The sequence below is a fragment of the Burkholderia paludis genome (genome assembly GCF_000732615.1).
GTDB lineage: Bacteria > Pseudomonadota > Gammaproteobacteria > Burkholderiales > Burkholderiaceae > Burkholderia > Burkholderia paludis.
The window spans coordinates 258,757-275,925 of the sequence record NZ_JPGL01000007.1 but is presented as its reverse complement, the minus strand read 5'-3'; the positions used below and the strand labels follow the sequence as shown (position 1 = coordinate 275,925).

Sequence of the window (17,169 nt, the reverse complement as noted above, 5' to 3'; positions counted from 1 at the left end):
GGACACGACCCATCCCGCCGCCGCCCTCGAGCCGATCGAGACCGCCAGCCGCGACGAACTGCAGGCGCTGCAGCTCGAGCGCCTCAAGTGGTCGCTGCGCCACGCGTACGACAACGTTGCGCACTATCGCCGCACGTTCGATGCGGCCGGCGTGCATCCGGACGACCTGAAGTCGCTCGCCGACCTCGCGAAATTCCCGTTCTCGACGAAGCACGACCTGCGCGACAACTACCCGTTCGGCCTGTTCGCGGTGCCGCGCGAGCAGGTGGTGCGCGTGCACGCGTCGAGCGGCACGACCGGCAAGCCGACGGTGGTCGGCTACACCGCGCGCGACATCGACACGTGGGCGAACGTCACCGCGCGCTCGATCCGCGCGGCCGGCGGCCGTCCGGGCGACACGCTGCACAACGCGTTCGGCTACGGGCTCTTCACCGGCGGCCTCGGGATCCACTACGGCGCGGAACGCCTCGGCTGCATGGTCGTGCCGATGTCGGGCGGGCAGACCGAGAAGCAGGTGCAGCTGATCCGCGATTTCGAGCCGAAGATCATCCTCGTCACGCCGTCGTACATGCTGAACCTGATCGACGAGATGGTGCGGCAGGGGATGGACCCGGCCGAGTCGTCGCTGAAGATCGGCATCTTCGGCGCGGAGCCGTGGACGCAGGCGCTGCGCGAGGAAGTGGAGACGCGCGTGGGCATCGACGCGCTCGACATCTACGGGCTGTCGGAAGTGATGGGCCCGGGCGTCGCGTGCGAATGCGTCGAGACGAAGGACGGCCCGGTGATCTGGGAGGACCATTTCTATCCGGAGATCATCGATCCGGTCACGGGCGAGGTGCTGCCCGACGGCAGCCAGGGCGAGCTCGTGTTCACGTCGCTGACGAAGGAGGCGATGCCGGTGATCCGCTACCGCACGCGCGACCTCACCGCGCTGCTGCCGCCGACCGCGCGCGCGATGCGGCGCCTCGCGAAGATCACGGGCCGCTCCGACGACATGCTGATCGTGCGCGGCGTGAACGTGTTCCCGAGCCAGATCGAGGAAATCGTCGTCGCGTTGCCGCAGTTGTCGGGCCAGTTCCAGATCACGCTGACGCGCGACGGCCACATGGACCGGCTCGACCTCGCGGTCGAACTGCGCTCCGAGGTGGCCGCGACCGTCACCGAAAGCGACCGTGCGGCGCTCGCGCGCGAGCTGCAGCACCGGATCAAGACGATGGTCGGCGTGTCGTCCGGCGTGACGGTGCTCGCGGCCGGCGGCATTCCCGCGACCGCGACCGGCAAGGCCCGCCGCGTGATCGACCGCCGCCAGGTCGCCTGATTCTCCCGTTTGCCGTTTGTATTACCCGAGGAACCTGTTCGATGGATGGATTGAAGACCCTGGCCGTCGCGGTCGATGCGCGCGGCATCGCGACCGTCGCGCTGCAGCGCGGCGACGTGCTCAACGCGTTCGACGAGACGATGATCGCCGAGCTGACCGACGCGTTCACGGCGCTCGGCCGGCGCGAGGACGTGCGCGCGATCGTGCTGCGCTCGGACGGCCGCGCGTTCTGCGCGGGCGCCGACCTGCAGTGGATGCAGCGCGCGAGCGCGAACGACGCGGCCGCGAACCTGCGCGACGCCGAGCGGTTCGCCGCGATGATGCGCGCGATCCGGCAATGCCCGAAGCCGACGGTGGCGCGCGTGCAGGGCCACGCGTTCGGCGGCGGCGTCGGCCTGTGCGCGGCGTGCGATATCGTGATCGCGAGCGATCACGCGCGCTTCTCGGTCAGCGAGGCGCGCTTCGGGATCCTGCCGGCCGTGATCGGCCCGTACCTGGTCGAGGCGGTCGGCCAGCGCCAGGCGCGCCGGCTTGCGCTGACCGCGACGCAGCTCGCCGCCGCCGAGGCCGTCGCGATCGGCCTGATCCACCAGGCCGTGCCGCTCGACGCGCTGGACGAGGCGCTCGACAGGACGCTCGCCGAACTCGGCCGCAACGGCCCGAATGCGCTGACGGAAATCAAGCGCTTCTTCGACGCGATCGGCGAGTATCCGCCGTCGGACGAGCGCGCGGCATTCACCGCGCAGACCATCTCCCGCGTGCGCGCGACGCCGGAAGCGAAGGAAGGCTTCGCCGCGTTCTTCGCGAAGCGGCCGCCGGCATGGGAGGCGGGCGCGGAATGAGGGCCGCCGGCGGCGCTCGCCGGTGAACCGGGCGGGGCGCATTTTGCGGCGCGGGCGGGCGCTTGCTCTACAATGCGTGACCTCCGGCGTGCCGCCGGCCCAGCTCCGACCGATTCGCCCTCCGATGATCGTCAACCGCCTTATTTCCGAGATCCTGTTCGGCTTCACCGGCCTGATCGGCATCATCAATCCGATCGGCATCGCATTCCTGTTTCTCGAACGTACCGAGGCGCTGACCGAGCACGAGCGGAACCTGCTCGCGAAGAAGGTCGCGTTCAACGCGTTCATCGTGCTGCTGGTCGCGTTCTTCGCCGGCACGCCGGTGCTGCATTTCTTCGGGATCTCGATGGAAGCGCTGCGGATCGGCGGCGGGTTCGCGGTGGCCGTGGCCGGGTGGCAGATGCTGAACGAGCCCGACGGGCCGGGCGGCGGCGATACGCCGGTCAAGCCGATCGACGCGAACGCGATCATGACGCGCGCGTTCTTCCCGCTGACCGTGCCGCTGACGGTCGGCCCCGGCTCGATCGCCACCGCGATCGCGCTGAACGCGAACCGCACGCACAAGCTGTCGGAATTCATGCTGTCGAGCATCGTGTCGGTCGCCGTTTCCGCGCTGGTCGCGGTCGTGATCTGGCTGACCTACAGCCGCGCCGCGCTGCTGTCGCGCTACCTGGGCAGCGAAGGCACGAAGGTCGCGAAGCGCGTGTCGGCGTTCCTGCTGCTGTGCATCGGCGTGCAGATCATGCTGACCGGCTTTTCCGCGTTCCTGCAACCGATCGCCGACCAGGCCAAGTAAGCGGCCGGCGGCGCGTCTCCCGCCGTACGCAACCCCGCACCGACGATCGCCCCCTTCGCCCCTTTCGCGCAGGCCCGCGCCGCACGCAATTCCGCTGCCCGGGATAACATGCGACGGTCCGGCGGAGGCGCGGTGCGCATCCTGCCGTCAGCTCAACTTCAATGGCGAGGCGTGCAATGGAATATGTGAAATTCGGGTCGACCGGGCTCGAGGTGTCGAATCTGGTGCTGGGTTGCATGACGTTCGGCGAGCCGTCGCGCGGCTCGCATCCGTGGACGCTGCCGGAAGCGGAGAGCCGCCCGATCATCCAGCGGGCGGTCGAGGCCGGCGTCAACTTCTTCGATACCGCGAACATGTATTCGGACGGCACGTCGGAGGAGATCGTCGGCCGCGCGCTGCGCGATTTCGCGAAACGCGACGAGATCGTGATCGCGACCAAGGTGTTCTACCGGATGCGGCCGGGGCCGAACGGCGCCGGCCTGTCGCGCAAGGCGATCATGACCGACATCGACCAGAGCCTGAAGCGGCTCGGTACCGATTACGTCGATCTCTACCAGATTCACCGCTGGGACTACGGCACGCCGCTCGAGGAAACGCTCGAGGCGCTGCACGACGTCGTGAAGGCCGGCAAGGCGCGCTACATCGGCGCGTCGTCGATGCACGCGTGGCAGTTCGCGAAGGCGTTGTACACGTCGAAGCTGAACGGCTGGACGCGTTTCGCCAGCATGCAGAACCACCTGAACCTGCTCTATCGCGAGGAGGAGCGGGAGATGCTGCCGCTGTGCGAGGCCGAGGGGATCGCGGTCATTCCGTGGAGCCCGCTCGCGCGTGGCCGCCTGACGCGCAACTGGGACGAGTCGACCGAGCGGCAGCAGAGCGACGCGGTCGGCCAGCGGCTTTACGACGCGACGGCGGAAGCGGACAAGGCGGTCGTCGAGGCGGTCGCCGCGATCGCGGCGGCCCGCGACGTGCCGCGTGCGCAGGTCGCCCTGGCCTGGGTCGCGCAGAAGCGCGGCGTCACCGCGCCGATCGTCGGCATTTCGAAGCCGCACCAGCTGGACGACGCGCTTGCCGCGCTCGACCTGAAACTGACCGACGACGAGATCGCCGCGCTCGAACGCCCGTACGTGCCGCACGCGGTGGCCGGCTTCAACTGAGCGGCCGCACAGGGGCGCCGCCGTGCCGGATTCAGTGCGCGGCGGCGAGCATCGGGTAGGTGAACAGGCCGAAGTGGACGACGTTCAGCCCCGCGTGCGCGAGCGCGGCCGCGAGCAGCCCGCCGCGCCGCCACGCGAGGCCGTAGCCGGCGCCGGCCACCGTGCCGAGCACGATCCATGGCCAGCCGCCGGCCGCATGCGCGGCGCCGAACAGCACCGCGCCGATCGCGAGCGCGGCCCACGGCCCCCATGCGAAGGCGCGGAGCGCGCGCGTCAGGCCGCCCTGCACGTAGCCGCGAAACAACGCTTCCTCGGCAAACGTCACGAGCAGCAGGTTGTTCGCGAGCCACAGCCAGCCGGACGGCGGCCACTTGGGCGCCCAGCCGGCCATCCCGAGCGCGAGCGCGCCGGCCAGGCACACAGCGGCCGTGGCCGCGGCCGCCGCCACGCCCGTGCGCAGCGCGCGCGCCGGCGGGACGTCCGGCGCGACCCACGGCAGCACCCATGCCAGCCACAGGCCGACGAGCGGCTTGTCGAAATTCAGGTACATCGTGAACGGTACGGCGTCCGGCGTGAAACGGGTCGGCCCGATCACGCGCGGATTGTGGAAGCCGGGGATCAGGTGCAGGCTCAGGCCGATCGCGACCGCGACGAAGACGACGTGGGCGGCGACGCGCACCGCGCACGGGCGCCCGGGCAGCGCGCCCCAGGCGGCCGCGGCCAGCAGTGCGAGCGGCGCCAGCGCGACCGGCGCGAGCTGGCCGAACGCCAGCGCGCCCGCATAGCCGAGCGCGGCGAGGCCGATGCTCAGGCTGTGCAGCGGGCGATGCCACGCGAACGCGGCGGCCCCGAACAGGGCGATCCAGATCGTGGCGCAGGGAAGGAGCGAAAGGGACATGACAGGAGCGGCATACGTCTGACGATACGCCGCGCATCATACCGTAGCCGGTCTGGCCGGCTGCCGGGACGGCGATCAGCGGCCGGCGGTTTCGGTCATGCCGTCGCGGCCCGGGATGTGGGCGCGGTTGCGCACGCGCATGCGCCGCCGGTACCAGAAGGTCCACAGCAGCAGGCCGCCGAACACGGTGTAGCCGACGATCGGCGACACGACCAGCACGCGCTCGACCGGCCAGGTCACGACCATCCAGCAGCGCAGCAGCATTTCCAGCGTCATGAAGGCGCCCCAGACGAAGGTCATGCGCCGCAGCATCTGCCGCACGCCCGGCTGGGCGGCCCAGACCGCCTCGAAATGGGCGGCGCCGCCGTCCATCTCGCGCGCCACGGTGGCGCGGGCGAGATAGAAGATCATCGGACGTGCGCGGAACAGCGACAGCAGGAACACGACGCCGATCGAGCCCGACGCGAGGGATTCGCGCATCAGCAGCGTGCGCGGGCTGCCGCCGAGCGCCATGCCGACGATCGACAGCGCGATGCCGAGCAGCACGATGGCGGCCACCGCGTCGACGCGGCGCGAGCGGATGAATTCGACGATCGACCAGACGATCGGCGGAACGGCCGACGCGTACAGCGCGCCGGTTTCGCCGAAGGACGGATGCGCGGCCCGGTAGGCGACCCAGGGCAGAACCAGGTTGACGAAGAGTTCGAGTATCAGGCCGGCTCGCGGTTTCACGGTGCGCCATTCCAAGCAGGTTGGGGCGAACGCGCGAAGGGCGTGGTTGCCCCGGGTTGCCCCGAAAAGGGTTCGGTCCAGTATATCGAAGAATCGCGCGGGGCCGCGCCCTCGCCGTCACCCGTGCTCCGCCGCCGGCAGCGTGATCGTGACCGTGGTGCCCCGCTGCACGACGCTGTGCACGTGGATGTGGCCTTCGTGCCGTTCGACCACGGCCTTGACGAACGCCATGCCGAGGCCGACGCCGCTGGTTTCCGGCTGTCCGGCGGTGCGAAAGCGCCGGTAGCGCTCGAACAGCCGCGTCTGGTCCGCGCCGCTGATGCCGCGGCCGCTGTCGCGGATCGTGCAGCGCACGGTCCGTCCGTCGCCGCCCGGCTCGACCCTGCATTCGACGCGCGTCGACGGCGCGCTGTACTTGATGGCGTTGTCCAGCAGGTTGATCAGCGCGCGCGACAGCAGCGCCGGGTCGCCCTGCACGATCGCGTCGTCGCGGCGCGGCACGTCGTCGATCGACATGGCTTTCCGGTGCGCGAGCGGCCACACCGCGTCGCGCGCCTCGTTCATCAGGTCGGCGAGGTTGACCGGCACGCGTTCGTATTCGCTGGCCTCGGCCCGCGAGAGCTGCGCGAAGCCGTCGGCCATGGCGAGCGTGTGCCGCGCGAGCTTGGCGATCCTCGCGAGCTGCCGCTTCGTCTGCTCGTCGTCCGCGCGTTGCGACTGCGCGTCGATCAGGATGATCAGCGAGGTCAGCGGGGCGCGCATGTCGTGCGAGAACAGCGTCAGCATGTCGTTGCGCTGGCGCTCCAGCATGTCGCGGCGTACATACGCGTTGCGCAGCGTCTCGAGCGCTTCATGGATGCGGGCGATCTCGGGCCCGATGCCGCGCGGCATCGGGACCTGCGTCGTATCGCCGTCGCTGAGCGCGACGATCCGCCGGCCGAGTGCATCGAGCGGCTTCGACAGCAGCCGCTGCGTGCCGCGCGCCAGCGACACCAGGATCGCGACGCACAGCACGGCGGCGCATGCCGACAGCACGACCTTCATCCGGGCAGCGTGCCGGTCGCCGCCGGCGCGACGCCGGGCGAGATCGAGCACGCGGTCGCGCAGCCGTTCGGCCGGCCGGAAGTGCGGCACGATCGTACGCGAAAAGTCGGCCGCGCCCATCGCGTAGGCGCCGGTCCGGCCGCCGCCGGCGACGGTCGCGTCGACGAGCGGCAGGATGTGTTCGTCGAAGGCGGCGTCGAGCTGCGCGTATTCGCGCGCCACCTCCGGATCGTCGAGCTGCGGGCCGATCTCGCCGTCGATCAGCGTGCGCAACTGCTCGATGCGGCCGCGCAGCCGCATGATGTCCGCGTATTGCGCCCGGTCGAGCGCCTGCCGCGCGAACATCGGCGCGATGAGCAGCGAGCCCGTGCGGCCCGCGTATTCGCGGAGATCGCCGAGCAGCCGTGCCAGCAGGATCGCGCCCGACGTGTGCGAATCGCGCATCGCCGTGTCGGTCATCGCGCCGTCGATCAGCAGCGACAGCGTATCGACGATGCGGAACAGGCGGGCCTGCGCGTGCTGGATATCGTGAACGGTGCGCGCGGAAAGCGGCCGCGCGTCGAGCGCATCGACTTCCGCACGCGCATCGGCGAGCATCGTCCGGGTCGAGTCGAGTGCCTGCAGCAGGTTGCCGCGTTCGCGATCGTCGAGCATGGCCGCCTGGGCGATGCAGGTTCGAAAGCGGGCGAGCGCCTCGTCGGAACGGGTGCGGGCGGCGACCAGGTCGCGCACCTCGGCGGCACCGTCGTCCTGCAGGCGCACCAGCAGGTCGTTCGTCGGGCCGCGCTCGGCCGAGATCACGTTGGCGGCGACCATCGCGCCGCGGACGAATTCGAAGCTCTGCAGGTCGGCGTTCTCCTGCCGGTATTGCCGGAAACTTCCCCAGATGATCGTGCCGCACAGCAAGGCCAGCAGCGTCGTGACGAGTGCGAAGCCGATATGCGTCTTCTGCTGGATCGTCAACGATCGAACGTTAACTGCGTGTTCCCGGTTGAACGAGAATGATCGATTCATGACACACCATGTTTGCAAGCTATCCCGGGCGGGTCCGTATTCTCGGCCTGTCGGCGCCGTGACGCAGCAAGGTTTCATGAGGGACGGCGCCGCATTCACGGGGGCGCGATCCCGACCGGGAAGCCGGATCGCGCTTCGCACAGGATCGCCTTGCGTCAAGCGCCTGTCGATACCGGGCGGATCGTGCCCGATCCGGAGAAACCCTGAGCGCCGGTCGGGCAGGCGGCGCAAGGCGACAAATGATTCGGATTGCGAATGGTGGTGGGCGATCGTATCCGACCCGGTGCGCGGCGTCGGGTCCGCACCGGACGACGGCAACGAGGCGGGGCAGGCTGCGCGGGACGGGCGTGGCGGGCAGGCGCGTCGCCCGTGTGCGGGCGACGCTTCAGGGGCGCGACGGCAGGCGTGCGGCGGCGTGTATTGCCGCCGCGGCCGTGCGCGCGATCAGGAAACGGCGGGCTGCACGATGATCTTCACGTTCCGGTCCTTGTGGTTGACCAGTTCCTCGAAGCCGTGCGAGACGATGTCGCCGAGCGCGATGCGCCCGGTGATGAGCGGTTGCACGTCGATGCGGCCGTCCGCGATGAAGCGGATCACGTCCGCGAATTCGCCGTTGTATGCGAGCGAGCCGATCACTTCCTTCTCCGTCGATACGATGTCGAAGAAATTGAAGGGGGCGGGCTCCTCGAAGATGCCGACCATCACCGACTTGCCGGCCTTGCGGATCACGTCGATCGCGAGCTTCGCGGTGGTGGTGTGCCCGATGCACTCGAACGACACGTCGGCGCCGTAGCCGCCGGTCAGCGCCTTGACTTCCGCGATCGCGTCGGCCGTTTTCGGATCGACGACGACGCTCGCCCCGACTTCCAGCGCCTTCTGCTTGCGGGCGGCCGACATTTCCAGCGCGATCACGCGCCCGGCGCCCGCGGCCTTCGCGCACATGATGGTACACAGGCCGATCGTGCCCGCGCCGACCACGACGACGGTCTGCCCGACGATGTTGCCGGCCTTCTTGACCGCATGCAGCCCGACCGCGAGCGGCTCGATGAGCGCGCCGGCCTCGGTGGGGAAGTCGTCGGGCAGCTTGTACAGCAGTTCGGCCGGCACGTTCACGTATTCGGCGAACGCGCCGTTGTTCATCAGCCCGGTGAATGCGAGGTTCTCGCAGATGTTGTACAGCCCGTGCCGGCAATACCAGCAGGTGCCGCAATGCTGGCATGCGTCGGCCGTCACGCGATCGCCGGGCGCGAAGCCCGTCACGCCCGCGCCGAGTTCGGCGATCTCGCCGCTGAACTCGTGGCCGAGGATGCACTGGCCCTTCAGGCCGGTCAGCGGGTGCGGTGCGTCGACCGGGATGAAGACGGGCCCCGCGACATATTCGTGCAGGTCGGAGCCGCAGATCCCGCACCAGTGCACGCGAATCGTGACCCAGCCCGCCGGCGGGCGCTCCGGTACGGGAACCTGTTCGACGCGGATGTCGTGGCGGCCGTGCCAGACGGCGGCCTTCATGCTGGGGGCGGTGCTCGATGCCGGTGTACTCACGTTGCTGTCTCCGTCAGGTTGTCGTCGGGCGCGAGGCAGGGTTGCCGGTGCGTCCGTCGCGCGAGTGCGCGCTCGACCGGCATGCAGGAACGGGGCCAGCGTGAATCGGCGTCTGGAACGGCGCGCCGGCGGGCGGGACGTGTGCGATGCGGCATGGTTCCTGTCCGTTGACAGGCCGCGATGCGGCGGGGGGGCGCGGGCGGAGATTGCTGCGGCAGCGCATCCGCGCGCCGGGTGAGACGTCGGGACATTCGTCTCACCACGGTGAGACGGATCGCGAGACGAGCGGCGCGGCACGGTCGGGCTCGACGGGCACTCAGGCGACGGCTTCGTCCACCGTCACCGGTGCGAGCGGCGTGATACCGGCCGCGCGGCCGGGGTGGCAGGCCGGCTTCGGGCGACACGAGCCACACGCGCTGGACGCCGCGTTGACGTGCGTGCGCGACGGTCGCTTGCGGCGCAGTACCCGGCGATGACGGTGTGCGCGGCGGCCTTGCGGCGGGGGAAGGTCGACCGGGCCGCGTCGAGCCGCAGCGGGGCGTCGTGAGCGGGAGAGGCATGCGGCGTGCGCAACGTTGTCGGGACGAGGCCGACAGACTGGAACAGGATGCCGCGTGCACTCATGTCTTGTCGTTGCCGCGATCGCCGGAGCGGATCGTCGCGCAATTTACCTCTTTACTTGAAGTTAACTTCAATTTGTATGATGTGCGTCGGTCCGATCGCGGCCGCGTATACGTCCCGTCGCACGCGGCCGCTTCAACGGAGGTGGGAGATGGCCGGAACGCCTGTCGCGGCCGATGCCGCGATGCTGCCGCTGCGCAGCGAGCGGGCCGCGCGTTCGAGCGTCGCCGCGTCGCGCGGGGCGAGCGGCGTCGGGGCGATGCTTGCGATCGCCGTTGCGTTCGCCGTCGCCGCGATCGGCGAGTTCCTGCCGCGCGAATCGATGAGCGGGCGCCGGGCGCGGCGCCGTTCACCCTGCACGGAAACCCGTCAAGCATGCCCGACACCATGGAAAGCCTGATCTTCGAAGAGTACGCGCCGTGCGATGCGCCGGCGTGGAGCGCACGCGATGCGATGCCGCCGCGTGGCGGCGTCGCGCATCCGCTCGTCACGATCGGCCGCGCGCCGGTTCCGGCGTGTGCGGCGGCGCTGGCGTCGCCGTTGCGCCCGCAGCTGTTCGTCACGGTGCTGGAAGCCGGCGACGATGCATTGCTGGTCCGGTGGGTCGAGAGTGGCCGATGCCATTACGGCGAACAGCGCTGGCGCTTGCGCGTCGCGCTGCAGCCGGGCCGCTGCGCGATTTCGGGGCGGCCGATCGAGCCGGGCGAGCCGGTGTTCCGGCCTGTGCGGCGGCCGGTGCCGGCCAACGGCGACGAGATGATTCGCCCGGCGTCGGTGCCGGGCGCCTGCGGCGCAGCGCGTGACGCCGCGCCGCGGGACGACGACGGGCGCGTGCCGGCCGACCTTCCCGGATGACCGCCGGCCGGCCGCGGCGCCGTGTCAGCGCTTTAGGTCGTGCCGGTACTGGATGAACCCGGCGTGGTTCGCGAGCTTGTCGTACAGCGCGCGCGCGGTCGTGTTGGTTTCGTGCGTCAGCCAGTACACGCGGCTCGCGCCGGCTTCGCGGGCGTGGTCGTACACGGCCTCGATCAGCGCGCCGCCCGCGCCTTGCCCGCGCGCGTCGGGCGCGGTGTACAGGTCCTGCAGGTAGCAGTAGGGCCCCTCGGTCCAGCACGAGCGGTGATAGATCGAATGCACGATCCCGACCAGCGCGCCCGATGCGTCGAACGCGCCGAGCACGAACATCGGCTCGGCCGGGTCCATCAGGCGGGCCCACGTCGTCGTGAACACCGCGTCGCTCAGCGCGGTGTCGTAGAACGTCTGGTAGCCCTGCCACAGCGGGCGCCACGCGGCTTCGTCGGCCGCGACGAGCGGGCGCACCGTGACCCGCGTCGCATCGTGCGCGCGGCCGGCCGCATCGCGGGCGCGCGCCTGCGCATGGCGGATCGCGGTGAGCGACTGGCGCTGCGCGCCGTGCGCGTCGAAGTTCTCCGGTGCAAGCCACGCGTCGAGCGCGGCGCGAACGTCCGGCCATTCGCCGTCGATGATCGAGTACCACGCGGTGTCGCGATTGCGGCCCCGGTACATGATCGCCTGCCGGAACGTGCCTTCGTAGCGGAAGCCGAGCCGGGCGGCGGCCTTGCGCGACGGCGCGTTCAGGTCGTCGCATTTCCATTCGTAGCGCCGGTAGCCGAGCGTGTCGAACGCGTACTTCATCAGCAGGAGCTGCGCTTCGGTCGATACGGGCGTGCGCTTGAGCAGCGGCGAGAACGTGACCGAGCCGACTTCGATCACGCCGTTGGCCGGATCGATGCGCATCAGCGCGAGCGTGCCGACCGCGCGGCCGCTGGCGAGATCGATCACCGTGTAGTGCAGCGGATCGGCGCTTGCCTGCGCGCCGCGCGCGTAGTCGCGGTAGCTCGATTCGTCGGTGTACGGGCCGTGCGCGAGATAGGTCCAGTCGCTGCCGTCCGGCGCCTGTGAATAGGCGGCGAAGAGGTCGGCCGCATGGCGCTCGGCGTCGAGCGGTTCGAGCCGGCAGTAGCGGCCTTCGAGCACGATGCGCGCGGGGCGCTGGCGCGCGGACCAGTCGGGAACGGGGTGGCCGATGGGTTGCTGGAAAGCGTTGGTAAGCGTGGACAAGGCGGATCTCGCTGCGGTTGGCGGCCGGCGACATGCCGGCATGCAGACGATCGTAGTCGCGACGAGGTACCACGAGAAGCGCCAGAGTACGGTAAATTTATGGTGCCACGCGCTGCCGCTCGCGCGCTACATTACGACACTTTCACGCTGCGACGATCCGATGACGACTGCCTTTCCTTCCGGCGACGCGCCGTTGCTGCCGCTCGACGCGCCGCTGGCGCGCACGCCGGGCGCACCTTCGCTGCAGCGCCAGTTGCTGCGCCGGGTGCGCGACGCGATTCTCGGCGGCGCGATGCCGGCCGGCGCCCGGCTGCCCGGCACGCGCGCGCTGGCCGAGACCCTCGGCGTGTCGCGCAACACGACGGCCGCCGTCTACGAGCAGCTCGTCGCCGAAGGCTTCCTGCAGTCCGACCGCCGCGGCACGCGCGTCGTCGGGCTGTCGCGGCCGGCGCCGCCGCGCCGGCGTGCCGCGCCGCCGGCCGTCGCGCAGCGGCTCGGCCGGATTCGTCCGAGCCGCATCGGCAGCGGCGAATCCGAGGCGTTTCGGCCGGGCGTGCCCGCGTTGTCGCAGTTCCCGGTGGACGCGTGGCGCCATGCGATCGACCGCGCGCTGCGCCGCGCCGGCCGCGACCTGCTCGGCTACGGCGATCCGCTCGGCGAGCCGGCGCTGCGTGAATCGATCGCGCGGCACCTGGCCGTGACGCGCGGCGTGCGCTGCGATCCCGAGCAGATCGTGATCACGGAAGGCGCGCAGGGCGCGATCTCGCTATGCGCGCAGTTGCTGACGAATCCGGGCGACACGGTGTGGGTCGAGGAGCCCGGCTATCGCGGCGCGCGCACCGCGATGCAAGCGGCCGACCTCGATGTCGTGCCGATGCCGGTCGACGCGGAAGGGCTGCGCGCGGACGCGGACGACTGGCGCATGCGGACGCCGCGCCTCGTCTATACGACGCCGTCGAACCAGTTTCCGACCGGCGCGGTGCTGTCGATCTCGCGCCGCCTGGCGCTGATCGACGCCGCGCGCCGGCATCGCGCGTGGATCATCGAGGACGACTACGACAGCGAATTCCGTCACACCGGCGAGCCGATCGGCGCGATGCACGGGCTCGCGCCCGATTCGCCGGTCGTCTATCTCGGCTCGTTCAGCAAGACGATGTTTCCGGCGCTGCGCATCGGTTTTCTGGTGCTGCCCGAGGCGCTGCTGGCGGCAGTGCGACCGGTGCTGCCCGAGATGCTGCGCGGCGGGACGCGTCACGTGCAGCTCGCGCTGGCCGATTTCATCGAGACGGGGGAATACGGGCGCCATCTCGGGCGGATGCGCCGGCTGTACCGCGACCGGCGGCGCTTGCTGCTCGCCGCGCTCGACGGCGGCCTGAGCGTGCCGCATCAGATCGAGGGCGGGCCGTGCGGGCTCCATGTCGCGCTGCGGCTGCCCGCGCGCTACCGCGATCGTGCGATCGTCGACGCGGCCCGCGCGCACGGGATCGGGCCGTTCCCGCTGTCGGGCTTCTCGATCGACGCGGCGTCGGCGGGCAACGGGCTCGTGCTCGGGTTCGGCAATACGTCGGCCGATGCGTTCGAGCCGATGTTGCGGATGCTGTCGGCGATCGCGGAGCGCGTGGGCGGCGGCGAGGGCTGACGCGCGCCCCGGCGAAGGGCGGGTGAAGCGCGCTTGCCGCGAGCGGTTGCGGATTGCCGGAGTGTCGGCGGCAGCGACAGGTCGCGATGTGCCGAGCGTGGCACAAACCGGTGCGTTGGACGGCAACGGCTGGCAGCGAGCACGTTGCACCCCGGCCGGGCTCGGGCATTTCGGGGTATTGAATATTCGGATTGACGAATCGCGCACTTTGTTCGGAACGACCGCCGTCGCGGCTCCGCGCCCGTCGCGCTGCCCGCTATGCGGGTTTCGATTCGTATGTTCCAACAGGCCGCTTGGACTATAAATGGAGGCGTGTGCCGGTGCTTGTCGGGCGGCTGCGCGTCTCGCGCATGTCGTCGCCTCGACGCCCGGGGGAGGTGCACCGTGGTTCGCCATACGCTTGCTCGCGCCGTGCTTCGCACCGCGTTGATCGGGGGCGTGTTTGCCGCTTGCTTGCCGCCGCCGGCCGCCGTTGCCGGAACCCTCTCGCCGCCCGTCACGCCGCCCGCGATGAAGCAGCGGCCGGGCGCCATGCCGTATGCGATGCCGGTCGATTTTCCGGCGATCGTCGACCGTTACGGCCCGGCGGTCGTGACCATCATGACCGCCGCGCCCGACCAGCAGGCCGGCGGCCCGTCCTTCACGATCCTCGATCCCGACGATCCGCTCGCCGCGTTCTTCCGGCACGGCGCGCCGCCGCCCGCGCAGGGCCCGCAGCCGCCGGCGCCCGACACGTCGCCGCGCGCGGTGTCGGGCAGCGGCTCGGGTTTCATCGTCAGCGCGGACGGCCTGATCCTGACATCCGCGCACGTGGTCGACGATGCGACCGACGTGACGGTGCGGCTCACCGACCGCCGCGAATTCAAGGCGACCGTGCTGGCCGTCGATCCGCAAAGCGACGTCGCCGTGCTGCGCGTCAGCGCGACGAAGCTGCCGTTCGTGCGGGTCGGCGATTCGTCGAAGGTGCGGGCGGGCGAGCCCGTGATGACGATCGGCGCGCCGGACGGATCGGGCAACACGGTCACGGCCGGCATCGTCAGCGCGACGTCGCACCGGCTGCCGGACGGCAGCGCGTTTCCGTTCTTCGAAACCGACATCGCGCCCAATCCCGACAACTCGGGCGGCCCGGTGTTCAACCGCGCGGGCGACGTGATCGGCATCGCGGTGCAGGTCTACACGGGCGCCGATCGCTACGCGAGCACGACGTTCGCGATCCCGATCGCGTTCGCCACCAAGGTGCGCGCGCAACTGCAGACGCAGATGCAGGCGCAGCAGGCCCAGGCGCCGGGCGCGTCGTCCGGCAACGCGATCGGTGTCGACGTGCAGGATGTCGGCATGGGGCTGGCCGCGGCATTCGGGCTGCCGCGCCCGGCAGGCGCGCTCGTCAACGGCGTCGCGCCCGGCTCGCCGGCCGCGGCGGCCGGCGTCAAGCCCGGCGACGTGATCGTGAAGCTGGGCGACAAGACGATCGGCCGCTCGGCCGAGTTGAACGACCTGGCCGCCGCGCTGCCGCCCGGGCAGAAGGCGCCGCTGCGGCTGATCCGCAACCGCGCGCCGGTGATGCTGACGATCACGGGCGCCGACGAGGCGGCCGGCGGCCCGGGCCCGGCCGCCGCCGGCCCGGCCGCGCCGAAGGCAGCGGCACGATCGGGGCCGGAGGCCGGCGACGGCAGCGATCGCCTGGGGCTGACGATGCACGCGCTGAGCGACGACGAGCGTCGTTCGACGGGGCTCGCGGTCGGGATGATGGTGGACGCGGTGCGCGGCCCGGCCGCCAACGCGGGCATCCAGCCGGGCGACGTCGTGCTGGAACTCAACGACACGCTGCTCGAGACGCCGGACGACGTACAGTCGCTCGAAGCGAACAGCGGCAGCGTGATCGCGGTGCTGATCCAGCGCAACAACGCGCGCAAGTTCGTGTCGGTGCGGGCGCATTAGAGTGTTGACGCGCCCGGCGCCGCCTGTCTACCATCGCCCCAGCCGGCCCGAAATCCGTCAGCCCGGCGTTCAGGAGCCATTCGGCATGAAAGCAGCCCGCTTCATCGTAGTAGTACGCAGGCGCAGGGTCCGGTAGCGGCACCGCGCCGGCACCCATGCGCCCCCGACTGGTTCGGGGGCTTTTTTTTGCATTGCGCACGGCCGTGCGGCACGTGCGCGGAGGGCATCCGCTTGCGACCGAACCTGCAGACCGCTTCCGAACCGGCGGCGCCGCGACTGGCGACGCTGATCCTGCTGTGCGCGTGCTCGGTGCTGCCGCTGGGCCTGTTCCTGCCGTCGCTGCCGGAGATCGCACGCGACCTGCACGCCGACTATGCGCTCGTCGCGCTGTCGCTCGGCGGATACGCAGCGGTGGCTGCATCGCTCGAGTGCGCGATGGGGCCGCTGTCGGACCGGTTCGGGCGGCGGCCGATCGTGCTTGCGAGCGTCGCCGTGTTCACGCTCGGCTCGCTCGTCTGCGCGACGGCGACCGACGTTCGCGTGTTTCTGGCGGGCCGGCTGATGCAGGCGGCGATCACGTCGGTCTATCCGGTGTCGATGGCGACGATCCGGGACACCGGCGGCGGTGCGGGCGCGGCGAGCCGGATCGGCTATGCGGCGATGGCGGCCGCATTCGCGCCGATGGCCGGCCCGACGCTCGGCGGCGTACTCGCGCAGACGGCCGGCTGGCGTGCGAGCTTCTGGTTGCTCGGCACGGTCGGCGTCGCGCTGTTCGCCTGGTGCGCGGTCGATCTCGTCGAAACCCATGCGAACCGGTCGTCGAGCCTCGTGCAGCAGCTTCGCGCGTACCCGGCGCTGCTCCGGGCGCGCCGGTTCTGGGCCTATGCGCTCTGCATGGCGTTTTCGACCGGTGCGTTCTATGCGTTCCTGGCCGGTGCGCCGCTGGCCGCGCGAACGGTATTCGACATCCCGCCGGCGGAGATCGGCATCTACATGGGGAGCGTCACGGCCGGTTTCGTGTGCGGCAGCTTCCTGGCCGCGCGTTGCGCACGCCGCTACGCGCTGGCCACGACGATTCTGTGCGGACGCGTGGTCGCATGCGCGGGGCCGGCGATCGGCCTCGCGTTCGCGATCGGCGGGGCGACGCATCCGGTCGCGTGGTTCGGGCCATGCGTGCTGGTCGGCATCGGCAACGGGCTGACGAATCCCGGCGCGCATGCCGGTGCCGTATCGGTGCGCCCGGCGCTGGCGGGCAGCGCGTCGGGGCTGGCCGGCGCGATGACGATCGCCGGCGGCGCCGCGTTGTCGTCGTTGACGGGGGCGGTGCTGACCGCCGGCAACGCGGGCTATGCGCCGCTCGCGATGATGTTGCTGTCGGCCGCGCTCGCGCTGGCGGCGGCCCTCTGCGTGCGGATGTTCGACGCGCGGGAGGCCGCGGCGTGAAGGCCGGTGCGAGGAATTTCCGTTTGGTGCGATCGGCGGAAAGGGGGGCGACGGGAGGCCGAATCCGCCGCTTCCGATGCCGGGATTCGCGGAATCTTCGCGG

At 70.8% G+C, this 17,169-nt stretch carries 14 protein-coding genes; 9 read left to right on the top strand and 5 right to left on the bottom strand.

Annotated elements, in window-relative coordinates:
• The 4 genes from paaK to GQ56_RS0105145 form a co-directional block, all read left to right on the top strand.
• The coding region (gene paaK, locus GQ56_RS0105160) for a phenylacetate--CoA ligase PaaK (RefSeq protein WP_031397634.1) at positions 1–1,318 on the top strand (1,318 nt) is incomplete at its 5' end.
• A 41-nt stretch (positions 1,319–1,359) separates the two neighbouring features.
• The gene (locus tag GQ56_RS0105155) at positions 1,360–2,160 is read left to right on the top strand and encodes an enoyl-CoA hydratase-related protein (protein ID WP_031397633.1); all 801 of its coding nucleotides are present in this window, start codon (positions 1,360–1,362) and stop codon (positions 2,158–2,160) included.
• A 124-nt stretch (positions 2,161–2,284) separates the two neighbouring features.
• On the top strand, positions 2,285–2,956 hold the full coding sequence (locus GQ56_RS0105150) for a MarC family protein (protein WP_031397632.1): 672 nt from the start codon (positions 2,285–2,287) through the stop codon (positions 2,954–2,956).
• 176 nt (positions 2,957–3,132) lie between these two features.
• The gene (locus GQ56_RS0105145; RefSeq protein ID WP_031397631.1) at positions 3,133–4,113 is read left to right on the top strand and encodes an aldo/keto reductase; all 981 of its coding nucleotides are present in this window, start codon (positions 3,133–3,135) and stop codon (positions 4,111–4,113) included.
• A 31-nt stretch (positions 4,114–4,144) separates the two neighbouring features.
• Here the strand turns inward: GQ56_RS0105145 and GQ56_RS0105140 are convergent, their stop codons facing one another.
• From GQ56_RS0105140 to GQ56_RS0105125, 4 genes are all read right to left on the bottom strand, one after another.
• Positions 4,145–5,011: a CPBP family intramembrane glutamic endopeptidase gene (locus tag GQ56_RS0105140; protein WP_031397630.1), complete on the bottom strand. Its 867-nt coding sequence runs from the start codon at positions 5,009–5,011 to the stop codon at positions 4,145–4,147.
• A 75-nt stretch (positions 5,012–5,086) separates the two neighbouring features.
• The gene (locus GQ56_RS0105135; RefSeq protein WP_031397629.1) at positions 5,087–5,743 is read right to left on the bottom strand and encodes a VC0807 family protein; all 657 of its coding nucleotides are present in this window, start codon (positions 5,741–5,743) and stop codon (positions 5,087–5,089) included.
• Between the two features lie 117 nt (positions 5,744–5,860).
• Positions 5,861–7,801, bottom strand: a complete 1,941-nt coding sequence (locus tag GQ56_RS0105130) for a sensor histidine kinase (protein WP_031397628.1) — start codon at positions 7,799–7,801, stop codon at positions 5,861–5,863.
• Positions 7,802–8,245: 444 nt separating this feature from the next.
• Entirely contained in the window at positions 8,246–9,310 is a 1,065-nt protein-coding gene (locus GQ56_RS0105125; RefSeq protein ID WP_031397627.1) for a 2,3-butanediol dehydrogenase, read from the bottom strand.
• 838 nt (positions 9,311–10,148) lie between these two features.
• Here GQ56_RS0105125 and GQ56_RS43905 point away from each other — a divergent pair.
• Positions 10,149–10,364: a hypothetical protein gene (locus GQ56_RS43905; RefSeq protein ID WP_152601636.1), complete on the top strand. Its 216-nt coding sequence runs from the start codon at positions 10,149–10,151 to the stop codon at positions 10,362–10,364.
• The gene (locus GQ56_RS0105115) at positions 10,340–10,819 is read left to right on the top strand and encodes a DUF3331 domain-containing protein (protein WP_031397625.1); all 480 of its coding nucleotides are present in this window, start codon (positions 10,340–10,342) and stop codon (positions 10,817–10,819) included. Before GQ56_RS43905 ends, GQ56_RS0105115 begins: the two co-directional genes overlap by 25 nt.
• A 24-nt stretch (positions 10,820–10,843) precedes the next feature.
• On the opposite strand, the gene GQ56_RS0105110 is transcribed toward GQ56_RS0105115, so the two are convergent.
• Complete coding sequence (locus tag GQ56_RS0105110; protein ID WP_031397624.1) at positions 10,844–12,046, bottom strand: GNAT family N-acetyltransferase; 1,203 nt, start codon at positions 12,044–12,046, stop codon at positions 10,844–10,846.
• A gap of 160 nt (positions 12,047–12,206) precedes the next feature.
• Between GQ56_RS0105110 and pdxR the strand changes: the two genes are divergently transcribed.
• From pdxR to GQ56_RS0105095, 3 genes are all read left to right on the top strand, one after another.
• The gene (gene pdxR / locus GQ56_RS0105105) at positions 12,207–13,685 is read left to right on the top strand and encodes a MocR-like pyridoxine biosynthesis transcription factor PdxR (RefSeq protein WP_031397623.1); all 1,479 of its coding nucleotides are present in this window, start codon (positions 12,207–12,209) and stop codon (positions 13,683–13,685) included.
• Between the two features lie 384 nt (positions 13,686–14,069).
• Positions 14,070–15,623, top strand: a complete 1,554-nt coding sequence (locus tag GQ56_RS0105100; RefSeq protein WP_031397622.1) for a trypsin-like peptidase domain-containing protein — start codon at positions 14,070–14,072, stop codon at positions 15,621–15,623.
• 231 nt (positions 15,624–15,854) lie between these two features.
• Positions 15,855–17,066 (top strand): MFS transporter, encoded by a 1,212-nt coding sequence (locus GQ56_RS0105095; protein ID WP_031397621.1) that lies wholly within the window; start codon positions 15,855–15,857, stop codon positions 17,064–17,066.
• Positions 17,067–17,169: the final 103 nt, after the last annotated feature.